The following is a 14573-nucleotide window of genomic DNA, read 5'->3' as shown; positions in this document are numbered from 1 at the left end:
GGTGCCCAGGCTGCTCCCCTAGGATTGTCGGCATGGGCCGAGCGATCCTCATCATCGGCGCCGCCGCCCTCGCGGTCGGCGTCATCGTCTACTCCCTCATCGAGTGCGCGCGCACCGACAGCGTCGCGATGCGGGGCCTGCGCAAGGGCGGCTGGATCGCCGTGATCCTGCTGCTGCCGCTCGTGGGCGCCCTGCTGTGGCTGTTCCTGGGCCGGCCCAGGGCGGCCCAGGAGACCGGCGGCCCGGCGCGCGCCAAGGGGCCCGACGACGACCCCCAGTTCCTGCGCAACCTCGAGGAGCGCCGCCGCCAGCAGCAGCAGGCGGAGAAGCTGCGCCGCTGGGAGGAGGAGCTGCGCCGCAAGGGCGGCCCGGCCGCCGGCGACGGCTCCGCGCCTCCCCCGGGCGGGCGGAGCCCCGCCCCCGGTGCGCCGGCGGACGGGGGCGGCTCCTCGGCCGCGGACCCCCGGGACTCCGGGGACGGGACCGGCGGCGCCGGGCACGGCGGGGACCGGGACGCCGACGGCCGCCCGGGCCGCCCGCCGCGCCGCGACTGACCCCGCCCCGCAGCGGCACACCGTCCCCACCCCGGGGACCGTCGCCGCCCCACGACCGTCCCCGCCGCGGGACACCGCTCTCGTGAGACCCCACGGCGACGACGGGACCCCGTGCTGCACGCGCGTGCGGCACGGGGTCCCGTCGTCGTGAGGGGCTCCCGCGGGAGGGGCGGGTCGTGCGTCCCGCGTGCGGGTCAGAGGCCCGAGTAGGAGTGCAGGCCCGGGAAGACCGTGTTGACCACCGTGAAGTTGAAGATCACGCACAGGTAGCCGACGATCGACAGCCACGCCGAGCGGCTGCCGGTCCAGCCGCGGGTGGCGCGCGCGTGCATGTAGGCCGCGTAGACGACCCAGATCACGAACGTCCACACCTCCTTGGTGTCCCAGCCCCAGTAGCGGCCCCAGGCCTGCTCGGCCCAGATCGCGCCGGCGGCAAGGGTGAAGGTCCAGAACGCGAAGCCGACCGCGTTGAGCCGGAAGGACAGGTCCTCGAGCGCCCGGGCCGAGGGCACCATGCGCAGGAACGCCGCGCCGGGCTGCTCCCCGGCCAGCAGGGCCCGCTCGCGCCGGGTCTGCAGCAGCTGCAGCACCGCCATCGCGAAGGTGAGGGTGAACACCCCGGAGGCGGCCACGGCGATGGACACGTGGATCACGAGCCACCAGGACTGCAGGGCCGGCTGCAGCGGGCCGACCGGGGTCGGGAAGCCGATGGTCGCCGCGCACAGCATGATGATCACGAGGCCGGTGACGAGGGTGCCGACGAAGCGCAGGTCGCGGCGCACCAGCGCCACGAGGTACACGCCGGCGACCACGAGGGCGCCGGTGGTGCAGAACTCGTACATGTTGCCCCACGGCACGCGCCCGGCCGCGACGGCCCGGGCGAGGACCGCGGCGGCGTGCACCACGAAGGCGAGGGCCATCACGGCCACGGCCACCCGGGCGGCGGGGCGGCGGCCGCCGGTGTAGCGCATCTCGTCGTCGGCGACCTCGCCGGCCAGCGCGGCGCGCTCCGTCCCGCGGCCGGCGGCGGGGGGCGCGCCGGCGCCCACCAGGGCCTGCTCGCGGTCCCGGGCCCGCCGGGCCCCGAGGACCCGGGAGTGGGCGGCCATGTCCCACGCGAAGGCCACGAAGCTCACCAGGTAGGTCATGGCGGCCAGGAGCATGAACAGCTGGCTCCAGGTGCCGAGGGTGTCGTTGACGGGCATGGGCCCTATCCTCTCACTCGTTGCCGGGCCGGTCGCCGGCCCGGGTCGTGCGCTGCGGGGCGGCGGCCCGCGGGTCCTCGCCGGCCCAGTGCGCGGTCCACAGCTCCTGCAGGCGCTCGGCCTCGGTGCGCAGGCGGGGGTCCTCCCCGCGCGCCAGCAGCCCGTACTCGAGCACGGTCGCGGCGCGCCCGTCGTCGTCGGTCCCGGCCGTGGCGCGCACCCACACGCGGCGGCGCGCGATGAACATCGACATCAGCAGACCGGTGAACGCGGCCACGAAGGAGACGAACGCGGCGGTCTTGCCCGGGTCGTAGTGGACGTCCAGGCCCACGTAGCGCTTGACGTCGAGGAACTCGACGGCGCCCTTCCCGTCGGGCAGCTCGTGGCGCGGGTTCGCGGCGTCGAGCACGATCGCCCCGTTGGGGTTGTTCATGGCGTTGAGCTCGGTGAGGCCCTCGACGTCGAGGACGAACACGTTCTGCGGCTCGCCGGTGTCCAGGCCGAGGTCCCCGTGGTAGGCGGAGAGGATCAGCCGCGGGTTGGCGAGGCCGGGGTCCACGGACCGGGGCATCTCCCCCTCCCCGCCGACGGCCGTGGGCAGCAGCAGGCCCACGAAGCCGAGCTGGTCGGGGCGGGCGTCCGGGACCTTGAGCACCATCGAGGAGGTGTAGACCCCGTCGCTGGGGATGGTGACCACGGGGCCCTCGTAGGCGACCTCGCCGTCGCCGTCGGTGACCCGCACGACCGGGGCGTAGCCGTTGCCCACGAGGTAGGCCTTCGTCCCGCCCACGTCGAGCGGCTTGTTGACCTTCAGGACCTCCTCGCGGGGCTCCGCGCCGGGCTCGTCCCGGACGGTGACCTCGGCGGTGAAGTCCAGCGGGGCCCCGTAGTTCTCCGGCACGGCGGTGTCCCGGTTGAACTCCGCGTCGAAGCTGTCCAGGCGGACCGAGAACGGCTCGAGCCAGTCGGCGTCGTAGTTGGTCCCGGGGGTGAAGGAGTCGTAGCCGATGAGGGTGTTCACGAAGGACTCGCCCTCCACGACCACGCGCTGGCCCTTGTAGCCGAACAGGGAGCCCACGGCCACGGAGACGAGCACGCCCAGCAGCGCCAGGTGGAAGACGACGTTGCCGACCTCCTTCCACATCCCGCGCTCGGCGGCCACGGACGGGGCGCCGGAGCCCGCGTCGCGCACGGCGACGCGGTAGCCGCGCCGGCGCAGCAGCCGGGCGGCGTCGGCGACGACCTCGTCGGGCGCCGGTGCGTCCCCGCCGGCGGCCCCGAGGGCCAGCCGCCCGTGCTCGGGCAGCCGCTCGAGCCGGCGCGGGGTGCGCGGGGGCTGAGCCCGCCACGCCCGCCAGTGCTTCGCGGCGCGCGGCAGCACGCACCCGACCAGGGAGACGAACAGCAGGATGTAGACGGCCGAGAACCAGGCCGAGGAGAAGACGTCGAAGAACTGCAGCCGGTCCAGCCACTCCCCCAGGACGGGGCGGGAGTCGATGTAGTCCTGCACGGCCGCCGGGTCCTGGATGCGCTGGGGGAAGATCGAGCCCGGCACCGCCGCGACCGCGAGCAGCAGCAGCAGGAACAGGGCGGTGTTCATCTTCGTCAGCTGGGTCCACGCCCAGCGGGCCATGCCCAGGGGCCCGAGGGCGGGCAGCTCGGCGTCCCCCCGCCCGGAGGGGCCCGGGGAGGCGGTGGAGGAGCCCGACGACGGGGGCGCTGGGGTGCTCATGCCGGCCTTTCGGTTGTCGGTGCGGGGGGCGCTGGCGCTCAGATCGGCATCACCCAGTCGGTGACGAGCTCGGCCTGCACCCAGGAGACGAAGGCGGTCCAGGCGCCGGTCATCATGAGCAGGCCCACGGCCACGAGCAGCCCGCCGCCGGCGCGCTGCAGGGCCAGGCGGTGCCGGCGGAAGAAGGCGGTGGCGCCCATGCCGCGGCGCAGCGCGAGGGCCAGCAGCAGGAACGGCACGCCGAGGCCGAGGCAGTAGGCGACCGTGAGCACCGCGGCCTTGCCGGTCGAGGCGCCGTCCACGTAGACGAGGGCCTGCACCGCGGCGAAGGTCGGGCCGATGCAGGGCGCCCAGCCGAGGCCGAAGGTGACCCCCAGCAGCGGGGCGCCCCACAGCCCGGGCGGGGGACGGTGCTCGATCTTGCGGTCGCGCTGGAAGAAGGGGATCCCGCCGAGGAACACGACGCCCATCAGCAGCACGAGGGCGCCGAGGACCACGGTCAGCCACCCCTGGCCCAGGAACCAGGCGTAGGCGCCCAGCTGGGCCAGCAGCACCGACATCAGCAGGAACACGGCCGAGAAGCCGAGCACGAACAGGCTGATCCCCGCGAGCACCCGCCCGCGGCGCTGCTCGCGCAGGTCCGCGCCGGTGAGCCCGGTGACGTAGCCGAGGTAGCCGGGCACGAGCGGGAGCACACACGGGGAGGCGAAGGAGACCAGCCCCGCCAGCAGCGCCACGGGCAGCGCGGCGAGCAGGGACCCGTCGAGCACGATCTCGGCGAAGGGGTTGCCGCCGCTCATGCCGACGCGGCCACCGTGTCCTCGAGGAGCGTCCCGAGCACGGAGGGGTCGGCGATGCCGAGGATGCGGGCGGCGACCCGGCCCTCGGCGTCGAGCACGAGGGTCGTGGGCACCGCCTGCGGGGGCACGTACTCGCTCAGGGCCAGGAGCACGCCCCCGTCCTTGTCCCGCACCGAGGGGTAGGGGATCTCGAAGGTGCGCTCGAAGGCCTCGGCGGTGGCCCGCTCGTCGCGCAGGTTCACCCCGTAGAACGCGACCCGGCCCTCGTAGCGCTCGGCGAACTCCTTGAGGTCCGGGGCCTCGACCCGGCAGGGAGCGCACCCGGCGTACCAGAAGTTCAGCAGCGCCGGCTTCCCGCGCAGGTCCTCGGCGCCGACCGCGGTGCCGTCGAAGAGCTCCCCGGTGAACTGCACGGGCTCCCCGCGCTCGCCGGCCGGGTACTCGGTCACGGAGCCGTCCCCGGCGATGTAGCCCTTCTGGTCCCCCGAGTTGGCCTGCTCGGCCAGGGAGTCCTCCTCGGCGCAACCGGCGAGGGCGAGCCCGAGCACGCCCACGGCGGCCAGGGACAGCACGCTGCGGCGCGACGGGCGGGCGGAGGAGTACGGGGAGGGCACGAGGAGATCACCTGGGAGGTCAAGGGGACGGACGACGGCGGGGCCCGGCCATTATGAACCGGGAAGCTGGTTGACCCCTGGGTAGTAGCGGGCGGCGGGCTCGCTGTAGCGCACCCGGGGCGGGCGCCCGGCGTCGAGGTCCTCGAAGACGAGGGAGGTCAGGGACGCGAGGTTGCACTGGCGCCGCCGCGGGTCGTGCGGCAGGGGCCGGCCCTCGGCGGCGAGGCGGGTCAGCCAGATGGGCAGCTGGTGGGAGACGAGCACGGCCTCGGCCCCGTCCCCGCCGGCGGCCACCGCCGCGCGCCCGGCGTCGAGCACGGCCTCGGCCATGCGCGCGACCTGCCGCCGGTAGGGCTCGCCCCACGAGGGGCGCAGGGGGTTGAGCAGGTGCGGCCAGTGCCGGGGGCGCAGCAGCTGCGCGGCGTCCACGTGCAGGCCCTCGAAGTGGTTGTGCGCCTCGATGATCCGCTCGTCCGGGTGCACGGCCAGCCCGAGCTCCCGGGCGACGGGCTCGGCGGTCTCCCGGGCCCGCTGCAGCGGCGAGGAGACGAGGTGGACGATCCGCGCGCCGTCCCGCACCCGCCCGGCGAGCTCGGCCGCCGCCGCCTCGGCCATGCGGGCGCCGAGCTCGGTGAGGCCGTAGCCGGACATCCGCCCGTAGACGATGCGGTCGGGGTTGCGCACCTGGCCGTGGCGCAGCAGGTGGACGGTCGTGGAGGGCATGGCCCCCATGATCCCAGACGGGCGGGGCGGGCCCAAAAGCGGGCCGGCTCAGCCCGCGAGGCGCTCGCGCAGCAGCCGGGTCAGGCGCCGCTCGTCGATCTGCCAGAAGTCGCGGGGGACGCCGTCGACGAGCACCACGGGGATCTCCTCGGCGTGGCGGCGGGCGAGCTCGGGGTCCTGGTCGACGTCGAGCTCCGTCCACCCCAGGCCCAGGTCCCCGGTGACGCGGGCCACGGCCGCGCGGGCGGCCTCGCACAGGTGGCAGCCGGGGCGGGTCAGCAGGGTCACGGCGGGGCCGGCGGGAAGCGTGCTCATGGGCCCATGCTACGGCCGGGCACGCACCGGGGCCGCCGTCCTCGGGGAGGAGGACGGCGGCCCCGGTGCTGCGCTCAGCGCGCGGTCACTTCTTGTTGCGGCGCTGGTGGCGGGTCTTGCGCAGCAGCTTGCGGTGCTTCTTCTTGGACATCCGCTTGCGGCGCTTCTTGATCACTGAACCCATAGGGATCCCTCGCATCTCGGTGTGTCGGTGGTGGCCCGGCCGCTGACGCGCGGCGAGCGGGGCCGGTGCCGGCCCCGGGAGGGGGCACGGCAGATGTTCAGGGAACACCCTACCGTCTCGAGCCCGCCGGACGGCAACCGGCGGCCCGGGCGGCGGGGCGGGCCCCGCCGCCCGGGCGGCTCAGGCGATGCGCGGGACGTCGCGCCGCTCCGGCCCGCCGGCCGGGTCCTCCTGCCCGGGGGCGGGCTCGAAGGCGTCCTCGGACAGGGCGGTCGGCAGCTCGGTCGGGGCGTCCGGGGCCGGGCCCGGGGTGCGCTGCTCCTGGTCCGGGTCCACCCCGGCCTCCTGGTACTGGTACTCGACGTGCTCGGCGACGAGCCGGGCGGCGAGTGTGCGGTCCCCGGCCTCGAGGGCCGAGTAGATCGCCCGGTGCTCGGCGCGCAGCCGCTCGGAGGTCGCGCTCCACAGCGGGACGTGGCCCACGAGCGCCATCGTGTACTCGTAGATGGAGTCGCGCAGCGAGGACATCAGCGCGGAGACCACCGAGTTGCCGGCGGTCTTGCACAGGGCGATGTGGAAGCTGACCTCCAGGTGGTGGAACTCCTTGAGGGAGAGGTCCTCCCGGGCCATCTGCTCGAGCAGCCCGCGCAGCTCGGCCATCGCCGGGTGCTGCGGGTCGGCGCGCTCCAGCGCCCAGGTCTCGAGCAGCACCCGCGTCTGGACGATGTCGCGCAGCGGGTAGTCGGAGGTCGCCATGTGCAGCTGCAGGGCCGGGCCGGCGGAGGCCGCGGGCTCGCGCACGAGCATGGGCAGGATCGACTTGCGCGGCCCGTCGAAGAGCCGCACGATGCCCTGCGCCTCCAGGGTCTTCAGCGCCTCGCGCATGGTCGCGCGGGAGACGCGGTGGATCGCGGCGAGGTCGCGGTCCGACGGCAGTTGCTGCCCCAGCACGAGGTTGCCGTCGAACAGCTCGTTCTCCAGCCACTGCAGGACCTGTCGATGCGTTGCCATAGTCTCCAGGGTAGGACCTCGGGGACGGGTCGGGGGACCTCCGCCGCGCCGTCCGTGTGGCGGGTGCGCCTCTGCCCCCGCCGCGGCGGGGGCAGAGGTGGTGCGGGCACGGGGCCCGCGGGGATCAGATCAGGCCCTGGGCCACCATGGCCCCGGCGACCTTCATGAACCCGGCGATGTTGGCGCCGGCCACGTAGTTGCCCGGCATGCCGTAGTCCTCGGCGGTCTCGGCGCAGCTGTCGTGGATCGAGCGCATGATCTGCTCGAGCCGCTCCTCGGTGTACTCGAAGGTCCACGAGTCGCGCGACGCGTTCTGCTGCATCTCGAGCGCGGAGGTGGCCACGCCGCCGGCGTTGGCCGCCTTGCCCGGGCCGAAGAGCACGTCCGCCTCGCGGAACAGCCGGATCGCCTCGCCGGTGGAGGGCATGTTCGCACCCTCGGCCACGGCCAGCACGCCGTGGCCCACGAGCTTCTTGGCGTGGGAGCCGTCCAGCTCGTTCTGGGTGGCGCACGGCAGCGCGACCGTGCCGGGGACGTCCCACACGGAGCCCTTGGCGACGAAGCGGGCCCGGCCGCCGCGGCGCTCGGCGTAGTCGGCGATGCGGCCGCGCTCGACCTCCTTGATCTCGCGCAGCAGGTCCAGCTCGATGCCGTCGGGATCGACCACGTAGCCGCTGGAGTCGGAGGCGGTGACCACGGTCGCGCCGAGGGCCTGGGCCCGGGCGATCGCGTAGATGGCCACGTTGCCGGAGCCCGAGACGAGCACGGTCTGGCCGTCGAAGGACTGCCCGCGGGTGCGCAGCATCTCCTCGGCGAACATCACGGTGCCGAAGCCCGTGGCCTCGGTGCGCACCAGCGACCCGCCCCAGGTCAGGCCCTTGCCGGTGAGGACCCCGGACTCGTAGCGGTTGGTGATGCGCTTGTACTGCCCGAAGAGGTAGCCGATCTCGCGCCCGCCCACGCCGATGTCACCGGCGGGGACGTCCGTGTACTCGCCGATGTGGCGGTAGAGCTCGGTCATGAAGGACTGGCAGAAGCGCATGATCTCGGCGTCGGAGCGCCCGCTCGGGTTGAAGTCCGACCCGCCCTTGCCGCCGCCGATGGGCATGCCGGTCAGGGCGTTCTTGAAGATCTGCTCGAAGCCCAGGAACTTCACGATCCCCAGGTAGACGGAGGGGTGGAAGCGCAGCCCGCCCTTGTAGGGGCCCAGGGCCGAGTTGAACTCGACGCGGAAGCCGCGGTTGATGTGGACGTTGCCCTGGTCGTCGGTCCACGGCACCCGGAAGATGATCTGGCGCTCGGGCTCGCAGATGCGCTCGAGCACGGCGGCGTCGAGCAGCTCGGGGTGGCGGGCGACGACGGGGCCGAGGGACTCGAAGACCTCGTCCACCGCCTGGTGGAACTCGTCTTCTCCGGGGTTGCGGGCGAGTACCGCCTGGCGGATCGGGATCAGGTCCTCGTGCATGGTGCTCCTCGTTCGGGTGGTCGGTCGGGCCGGTCACCTCCGCGCGTGCTTGCCGCGGCGGCGCAGGCCGGTCAGGGTGGAGAGCAGTCCCCCCGCGCCCCGGCCGGGGCGGGCGGGTGCCGCCGCGGCCGGCAGCTCGGGGCCGGGCTCCGGGGCGGCCGCGGGTCCGGCCGCCGCGGGCACGGCGGGCGCCGCGGGCTCCGGGGCGACGGGCGCCACCGGCTCCGCGGGCACGGTCTCCGGGGGCGCCGGCACGGTCCCGGTGCCCGGGTCCGGTCCGGCCCCGGGGGCCGTCCCGGTCCCCGCCGGGGTCCCGGTGGTCTCCGGGCTCGGCCGGGCCGCGCGCTCCACGCCGTCGGTCCCCGGGGTCCGCGGCCGGTCGGCCTGGCCCCCCACGACGTCCTGGACCCACTCGGTGACCACGGTCAGCGGCCCGGGCTCCACGGCGTAGAGACGCCGCTGGCCCTGCGCCTCCATGGACACCATACCGGCCTCGCGGAGGATCTTCAGATGCTTGGAGACGGTCGGCTGGGCGACCCCGAGCTCGGCGACGAGCTCCCCCACGGGTCGTTCGCCGTCCTTGAGCGCGGTGAGGATCGCCCGACGGGTCTTGTCGGCGATCACCGCGAACACGTCGGTGCTGCCCATACGATCACTGCCCATCCGATCACTGTAGACGCGGTGCGCGCCGGGTCCCCGCAGCGGCGCGGCTCCCTCCCCCGGGGCCCGGGGCCCGGGGGCTCAGTCGAACCAGGGGTCCAGGCCCCAGGTCGGGAAGACCTCCTTGCGGGTGGCCATGACGGTCCGGTCCGTCTCGTCGTTGGGGTCGAAACCGACCTCCCAGGACCGCCACCACAGGTCGACGTCGTCGCCCATCGTCCGGGGCGCCTCCACCCCGTAGGTCGCGAGCACGTGCTCCCGCCACGGCTGGGGCACGGCGGCGCCGACGGCCACCGGGTGCCCGGCGACGATCCCCACGAGGTGGGTCCAGGAGCGCGGGACCACGTCGTGGCAGTTGTAGCCGCCCCCGCCCGTGGCCAGCCAGCGGCCCTCGCACAGCTCGTCGGCGAGGCCCGCCAGGGACAGGGCCGCCTGCCGCTGCCCGTCGACGCTGACCCGCAGGTGGGTCAGCTCGTCGGCGAAGTGGGAGTCGCAGCCGTGCTGGGTGACGAGCACCTCGGGGCGGAACTGCCGCAGCAGCGGGGGGACCACGGCGTCGAAGGCGCGCAGCCACATGGCGTCGTCGGCCCGGGAGGGCAGGGCCACGTTGACCGCGGTGCCCTCGGCCTCGCCCCGTCCCGTCTCGTTGGCGAAGCCCGTGCCGGGGAAGAGGGTCATCCCCGTCTCGTGCAGGGAGATCGTCATCACCCGCGGGTCGTCGTAGAAGATCGACTGCGTCCCGTCCCCGTGGTGGCCGTCGACGTCGACGTAGGCGACCCGCCGCACCCCCTGGTCGAGCAGGTGCCGGACCGCGACGGCGCAGTCGTTGTAGATGCAGAAGCCGCTGGCCCGGTCGGCGTGGGCGTGGTGCATCCCGCCGCCGAAGTTCACCGCGCGCACAGCCTCCCCGGAGAGGATCGCGGCGGCGCCCTGGTAGCTGCCGCCGACCAGCCGGGCGCTGGCCTCGTGGGCGCGCGGGTAGGCGGGGGTGTCCTCCGTGCCGAGCCCGCTGCCGGGGCGCTCGGCGGTGGGGTCGGCGCTGACGGCGCGCACGGCGTCGACGTAGGACTGCGGGTGGACGAGGTTGAGGACCGCGTCCGGGACCACCTCGGGGGCCTCGACGACGACGTTGTCCCGCCGGTCCAGCCCGAACTGCTGGACCAGGCGGTAGGTGACGTCCAGGCGCGAGGGGTGCATGGGGTGGTGGTCGCCGAAGTTGTACTCGAGCAGGGCCGGGTCCCAGTACAGTCGGGTGGGCCGGGAGCCACCGGTTGTCGCAGAGGTCACACGGCCATTAGACCACTTCCGGGCCCGGGAGCCCGGGCCGGGCCGGCCGCGCCGGGACCGTGTGACACCCTGCGGCCCGGGGCGGCAGTGGGATACTGTCAGCGGTCGCGGCACCCGCCGCCCCCGTCCCCGGCCGCGGGACGGCCCGCCGGCCAGGGAGGAGGCAGGGGCGTTGACCCTCTCGCAGCACCGCCCCTGGATGCCGCCCGGCGAGCGCGGGCGCTTCTGGCCGCTGACCGCGCTGCGCGACCTCGTCGACCGGATCGCGGCCGGCTCCCCCGCCCGTCTCGCGGTCTTCTCCTTCGCCGTGGTCGTCACCGCCTTCACCCTGCTCCTGCTGCTGCCGGTGGCCTCGGCACCGGGGGTCTCGACCACGCTCGAGGACGCGGCGTTCACCGCGACCTCGGCGGTGACGGTCACGGGGCTGACCTCGGTGTCCACCGCCGCGAACTGGTCCTTCTTCGGCCACGTGGTGATCGTCGTGGCGATGCAGATCGGCGGTCTCGGCACGCTGACCATGACCTCGATCCTGGCGCTGGCGATCGGGCGGAAGCTGGGCCTGAAGTCGCGGCTGATCACGCAGGAGGCGCTGAACATCGGGCGCCTGGGCGAGGTCGGCTCGCTGCTGCAGATCATCGTGGTGATGTCCGTGACGATCGAGGCGGTGCTGGCCGCGGTGCTCACCGTGGGCTTCCTCGCGGCCGGGGAGCCGCTGCCGACCGCCCTGTGGCACGGGGTCTTCTACGCCGTCTCGGCGTACAACAACGGCGGCTTCACCCCGCACACGGACGGGCTCGTCCCCTACGACGACGCCCCGCTGATCCTGTTCCCCATCGCCCTGGGCGTGTTCCTGGGCTCGCTGGGCTTCCCCGTGGTGCTCGTGCTGCGCCAGGCGGGGCTGCGCTTCTCCCGCTGGAACCTCAACACCAAGCTCACGCTCGTGACGACCACGGTGCTGCTGGTCGTGGGCTGGGCGCTGTTCCTGGCCTTCGAGTGGGCCAACCCGCGCACGATCCGGGACATGGACGGCAGCCAGAAGGTCTTCGAGGGCTTCTTCCACTCCGTGATGGTGCGCTCGGGCGGGTTCAACCTCGTGGACATGAACGAGCTCGAGCCGGTGACGCTGCTGATGACCGACGCGCTGATGTTCGCCGGCGGCGGCCCCGCGTCCGTGGCGGGCGGGATCAAGGTGACGACGCTGGCCGTGGTGTTCCTCGCGATCCTCGCCGAGGCCCGCGGCGACCGCTCCGTGATCGCGTTCTACCGCACCATCCCCGAGGACGCGCTGCGGATCGCGATCTCGGTGATCATGATGGGGGCGACCGTGGTGCTCGTGGCCTCGGGGCTGCTGCTCTCGCTCACCGACGCCCCGCTGGACCGGGTGCTGTTCGAGGTGATCTCCGCCTACGCCACGTGCGGGCTGAGCGTGGGGCTGTCCGGGGAGCTGCCGCCGGCGGGCAAGTACGTGCTCGTGGCGACCATGCTCATCGGGCGCATCGGCACCACCACGGTCGCCGCGGCCCTCGCGCTGCGCTCCCGCCGCCGGCTGTACAACTACCCCGAGGAAAGGCCCATCATTGGCTGACCGTCCCGCCCACAACGTCCCGGTCATGGTGATCGGGCTCGGCCGCTTCGGCACCGCCACGGCCCTGCAGCTGGCCCGGCAGGGCCGCGAGGTGCTCGGCGTGGAGCGCGATGCGCAGCTCGTGCAGAAGCTCTCCGGCCAGCTCACCCACGTGGTCGAGGCCGAGGCCACCGACATCGACGCCCTGCGCCAGCTGGGGGCCGCCGAGTTCAGCGCCGCCGTGGTGGGGGTGGGCACCTCCATCGAGTCGAGCGTGCTGATCACCGCGAACCTGGTGGACCTGGGGGTGAGCCGGATCTGGGCGAAGGCGATCACCCCGGCCCACGGCAAGATCCTCTCCCGGATCGGCGCCCACCACGTGATCTTCCCGGAGGCCGACGCCGGGCGGCGCACCGCGCACCTGGTCTCGGGGCGGCTGCTGGACTACATCGAGTTCGACGACGACTTCGCGATCGTCAAGATGCACCCGCCGCGGGAGGTGCAGGGCTTCACCCTCGGGGAGTCCCACGTGCGCTCGAAGTACGGGGTGACGATCGTGGGCGTGAAGTCCCCGGGCGAGGACTTCACCTACGCCCGCCCGGAGACGAAGGTCACCTCGCGGGACCTGCTGATCGTCTCGGGCCACACGGACCTGCTGGAGCGCTTCGCGGCCCGGCCCTGAGGCCCCCGCGGCGGTCGGTGCGGACACCGCCCCGGCGCCGGCCTCCCGGCGCCGGGGCCGTCGCTCACCCGCCGCTGAGCTCCCGGGTCAGCTCCGCGGAGCGCTCGGCCGAGGCCCGGGCGGCGCGGGCGACGAGCTCCTCGAAGCCGTTGTCCTGGAAGGTGCGGATCGCGCGGTCGGTGGTGCCCTTGGGGCTGGTGACGGCCCGGCGCAGCGCGGCGGGGTCGGCCTCGGCCGGGCGCAGCAGCTCCCCGGCCCCGGAGACGGTCTCGCGGGCGAGCACGCGGGCGGTCTCCGCCGGCAGGCCCATCCGCTCCCCCGCCTGCTGGAGCGCCTCGGCGAGCAGGAACACGTAGGCGGGCCCGGAGCCGGAGACGCCCGTGACGGCGTCGACCTGCTCCTCGGGGACCTCGACGACGGTCCCGACGGCCTCGAGCACCCGGCGCACCGCGGCCGTCTGCTCGGGGGTGGTGGCGGAGCCGGGGGTCACGGACACGACCCCGCGCCGCACGCTCGAGGGCGTGTTGGGCATGGTCCGCACGACCGGCTGCCCCTCGGGCAGGGCCCGCTCGAGGGCGCCCACGGAGATGCCGGCGGCGACCGAGGCCACGACCGTGCCGGGGCGCACCGCGGGGGCGATCTCGCGGGCGAGCTCGACGATGCCGACGGGCTTGACGCCCAGCAGCACGACGTCGGCCTCGACGGCGGCGCGGCGGTTGGCCTCGGGGTCCTCCCCGGTGACGTAGGCGCGCACCCCGGTCTCCTCCTGGAGCCGGCGGGCGCTCCCGGCGGAGCGGACGGTGGCGCGGACCTGCTCGACGGGCACGCCGGAGGCCAGCACCCCCCGCAGGATCGAGCCGTTCATGGAGCCGCAGCCGAGGAAGGCGAGCACGGGGGTCATGGGGTCCTCTCGGGATCGGGGATCGGGTCCTGGGCGCCGGTGCCCGGGCGGGGGTCCTCCGGCGCGGTGGTGTGGCGGCGGGCGAACTCGAGGGACTCGGCCAGCCAGGCCGTGCGCTCCTCGGGGGTCTTCGCCCGGCGGGTGGAGACCTCCACGCCGATGACGCCCCGCCACCGGGTGGCGGCGAGGTGGTGGAGGGACTCGGCGACCGGCTGCACGCCGTGGCCGGGCAGCAGGTGCTCGTCGGCGGTGGTCTCCCCCGAGCCGTCGGTCAGGTGCACGTGCCCCAGCCGCGGGCCGAGCTCCCTGATCGCCGCCAGGGAGTCCATGCGGGCGGTCGCGGCGTGGGAGAAGTCCCACGTCACCCAGTCGTAGTCCTGGCCCAGCGGGCTGTAGTGGGGGGCGTAGACGACCGTGTCGCGGCCGCGGACCCGCCAGGGGTACATGTTCTCGACGGAGATCTTCACCCCCGTGGCCCGGGAGACCACACGCACGCCCTCCACGAAGTTCGCGGCGTACTTGCGCTGCCACCGGAACGGCGGGTGGACGACGACGACCTCGGCGCCCACCTGCTCCGTGAGGGCCGCGGCCATCTGGATCTTCGTCCACGACTTGCCCCAGACCTGCTGGGTCAGCAGCAGGGTCGGGGCGTGGATCGTGGAGATCGGCAGCTGGTGGCGCTGCACGAGGTCCTGCAGCTGGTGGGTCAGCTGGCTCATCCGCTCGTGGGTGACGAGCACCTCGATGCTGTCGTAGCCCAGCTCCACGGCCGCCTCGAAGGTCTCGGGCACCCCCAGCGGGTACAGCGAGCTCGTGGACAGCGCCACGTGCGCCCGGTAGGGCCCCGCGGCGTCCGCCGGGGCGGAGGGCACGGCG

General features: G+C 74.4%; 16 protein-coding genes. 3 read left to right on the top strand and 13 right to left on the bottom strand.

The features are described from left to right. Window positions 1-32 precede the first annotated feature (32 nt). Complete coding sequence (locus tag LQU92_RS13420; RefSeq protein WP_230781270.1) at window positions 33-554, top strand: PLDc N-terminal domain-containing protein; 522 nt, start codon at window positions 33-35, stop codon at window positions 552-554. 194 nt (window positions 555-748) lie between these two features. On the opposite strand, the gene ccsB is transcribed toward LQU92_RS13420, so the two are convergent. From ccsB to LQU92_RS13365, 11 genes are all read right to left on the bottom strand, one after another. Then, entirely contained in the window at window positions 749-1759 is a 1011-nt protein-coding gene (ccsB, locus tag LQU92_RS13415; RefSeq protein ID WP_230781269.1) for a c-type cytochrome biogenesis protein CcsB, read from the bottom strand. Between the two features lie 13 nt (window positions 1760-1772). Then, window positions 1773-3491: a cytochrome c biogenesis protein ResB gene (locus tag LQU92_RS13410; RefSeq protein WP_230781268.1), complete on the bottom strand. Its 1719-nt coding sequence runs from the start codon at window positions 3489-3491 to the stop codon at window positions 1773-1775. A 38-nt stretch (window positions 3492-3529) separates the two neighbouring features. Next, the gene (locus tag LQU92_RS13405) at window positions 3530-4291 is read right to left on the bottom strand and encodes a cytochrome c biogenesis CcdA family protein (protein WP_101851849.1); all 762 of its coding nucleotides are present in this window, start codon (window positions 4289-4291) and stop codon (window positions 3530-3532) included. Next, window positions 4288-4905, bottom strand: a complete 618-nt coding sequence (locus LQU92_RS13400) for a TlpA disulfide reductase family protein (protein ID WP_230781267.1) — start codon at window positions 4903-4905, stop codon at window positions 4288-4290. The genes LQU92_RS13405 and LQU92_RS13400 overlap by 4 nt, the downstream gene beginning before the upstream one ends. A gap of 51 nt (window positions 4906-4956) precedes the next feature. Continuing rightward, window positions 4957-5628 carry a histidine phosphatase family protein gene (locus LQU92_RS13395; protein ID WP_180814652.1) on the bottom strand — a complete coding sequence of 224 codons (672 nt, stop codon included), beginning with the start codon at window positions 5626-5628 and terminating at the stop codon, window positions 4957-4959. A 48-nt stretch (window positions 5629-5676) separates the two neighbouring features. Next, a complete protein-coding gene (locus LQU92_RS13390; protein ID WP_058859453.1) occupies window positions 5677-5943 on the bottom strand; it encodes a glutaredoxin family protein in 267 nt (88 codons plus the stop codon). Window positions 5944-6028: 85 nt separating this feature from the next. Next, the gene (locus LQU92_RS13385) at window positions 6029-6127 is read right to left on the bottom strand and encodes a 30S ribosomal protein bS22 (RefSeq protein ID WP_005504750.1); all 99 of its coding nucleotides are present in this window, start codon (window positions 6125-6127) and stop codon (window positions 6029-6031) included. A gap of 180 nt (window positions 6128-6307) precedes the next feature. Beyond that, complete coding sequence (locus LQU92_RS13380) at window positions 6308-7138, bottom strand: FadR/GntR family transcriptional regulator (RefSeq protein WP_230781266.1); 831 nt, start codon at window positions 7136-7138, stop codon at window positions 6308-6310. A gap of 124 nt (window positions 7139-7262) precedes the next feature. Beyond that, window positions 7263-8603 (bottom strand): NADP-specific glutamate dehydrogenase, encoded by a 1341-nt coding sequence (gene gdhA, locus LQU92_RS13375; protein WP_101851846.1) that lies wholly within the window; start codon window positions 8601-8603, stop codon window positions 7263-7265. A gap of 33 nt (window positions 8604-8636) precedes the next feature. Further along, window positions 8637-9266 (bottom strand): helix-turn-helix transcriptional regulator, encoded by a 630-nt coding sequence (locus tag LQU92_RS13370; RefSeq protein ID WP_230781265.1) that lies wholly within the window; start codon window positions 9264-9266, stop codon window positions 8637-8639. A gap of 78 nt (window positions 9267-9344) precedes the next feature. Continuing rightward, the gene (locus tag LQU92_RS13365) at window positions 9345-10550 is read right to left on the bottom strand and encodes an acetoin utilization protein AcuC (protein ID WP_180814651.1); all 1206 of its coding nucleotides are present in this window, start codon (window positions 10548-10550) and stop codon (window positions 9345-9347) included. Between the two features lie 199 nt (window positions 10551-10749). On the opposite strand from LQU92_RS13365, the gene LQU92_RS13360 reads away from it, so the two are divergent. Both LQU92_RS13360 and LQU92_RS13355 read left to right on the top strand, forming a co-directional pair. Beyond that, window positions 10750-12135: a TrkH family potassium uptake protein gene (locus LQU92_RS13360; protein WP_058859977.1), complete on the top strand. Its 1386-nt coding sequence runs from the start codon at window positions 10750-10752 to the stop codon at window positions 12133-12135. 25 nt (window positions 12136-12160) lie between these two features. After that, the gene (locus tag LQU92_RS13355) at window positions 12161-12796 is read left to right on the top strand and encodes a TrkA family potassium uptake protein (protein ID WP_058859978.1); all 636 of its coding nucleotides are present in this window, start codon (window positions 12161-12163) and stop codon (window positions 12794-12796) included. 64 nt (window positions 12797-12860) lie between these two features. Here LQU92_RS13355 and proC read toward each other — a convergent pair whose 3' ends face one another. Both proC and LQU92_RS13345 read right to left on the bottom strand, forming a co-directional pair. After that, window positions 12861-13697, bottom strand: coding sequence for a pyrroline-5-carboxylate reductase (gene proC, locus LQU92_RS13350; protein ID WP_230781264.1), 837 nt, complete (start codon window positions 13695-13697; stop codon window positions 12861-12863). Further along, window positions 13694-14569, bottom strand: a complete 876-nt coding sequence (locus LQU92_RS13345) for a sugar phosphate isomerase/epimerase (protein WP_230781324.1) — start codon at window positions 14567-14569, stop codon at window positions 13694-13696. The genes proC and LQU92_RS13345 overlap by 4 nt, the downstream gene beginning before the upstream one ends. Between the last annotated feature and the right edge of the window lie 4 nt (window positions 14570-14573).

Origin of the sequence: Kocuria sp. LUK (assembly GCF_021012935.1) — a bacterium.
GTDB lineage: Bacteria > Actinomycetota > Actinomycetes > Actinomycetales > Micrococcaceae > Kocuria > Kocuria flava.
This window is presented reverse-complemented; position numbering and strand designations above follow the sequence as displayed.

Bases quoted from the DNA above. Each gene is read 5' to 3' on its own strand.
- LQU92_RS13385 (WP_005504750.1), bottom strand. From the start codon at position 6,127: ATGGGTTCAGTGATCAAGAAGCGCCGCAAGCGGATGTCCAAGAAGAAG.
- LQU92_RS13410 (WP_230781268.1), bottom strand. From the start codon at position 3,491: ATGAGCACCCCAGCGCCCCCGTCGTCGGGCTCCTCCACCGCCTCCCCG.
- LQU92_RS13360 (WP_058859977.1), top strand. From the start codon at position 10,750: ATGCCGCCCGGCGAGCGCGGGCGCTTCTGGCCGCTGACCGCGCTGCGC.
- gdhA (WP_101851846.1), bottom strand. From the start codon at position 8,603: ATGCACGAGGACCTGATCCCGATCCGCCAGGCGGTACTCGCCCGCAAC.
- LQU92_RS13390 (WP_058859453.1), bottom strand. From the start codon at position 5,943: ATGAGCACGCTTCCCGCCGGCCCCGCCGTGACCCTGCTGACCCGCCCC.
- LQU92_RS13395 (WP_180814652.1), bottom strand. From the start codon at position 5,628: ATGCCCTCCACGACCGTCCACCTGCTGCGCCACGGCCAGGTGCGCAAC.
- LQU92_RS13370 (WP_230781265.1), bottom strand. From the start codon at position 9,266: ATGGGCAGTGATCGTATGGGCAGCACCGACGTGTTCGCGGTGATCGCC.
- ccsB (WP_230781269.1), bottom strand. From the start codon at position 1,759: ATGCCCGTCAACGACACCCTCGGCACCTGGAGCCAGCTGTTCATGCTC.
- LQU92_RS13420 (WP_230781270.1), top strand. From the start codon at position 33: ATGGGCCGAGCGATCCTCATCATCGGCGCCGCCGCCCTCGCGGTCGGC.
- LQU92_RS13380 (WP_230781266.1), bottom strand. From the start codon at position 7,138: ATGGCAACGCATCGACAGGTCCTGCAGTGGCTGGAGAACGAGCTGTTC.
- LQU92_RS13405 (WP_101851849.1), bottom strand. From the start codon at position 4,291: ATGAGCGGCGGCAACCCCTTCGCCGAGATCGTGCTCGACGGGTCCCTG.
- proC (WP_230781264.1), bottom strand. From the start codon at position 13,697: ATGACCCCCGTGCTCGCCTTCCTCGGCTGCGGCTCCATGAACGGCTCG.
- LQU92_RS13355 (WP_058859978.1), top strand. From the start codon at position 12,161: ATGGTGATCGGGCTCGGCCGCTTCGGCACCGCCACGGCCCTGCAGCTG.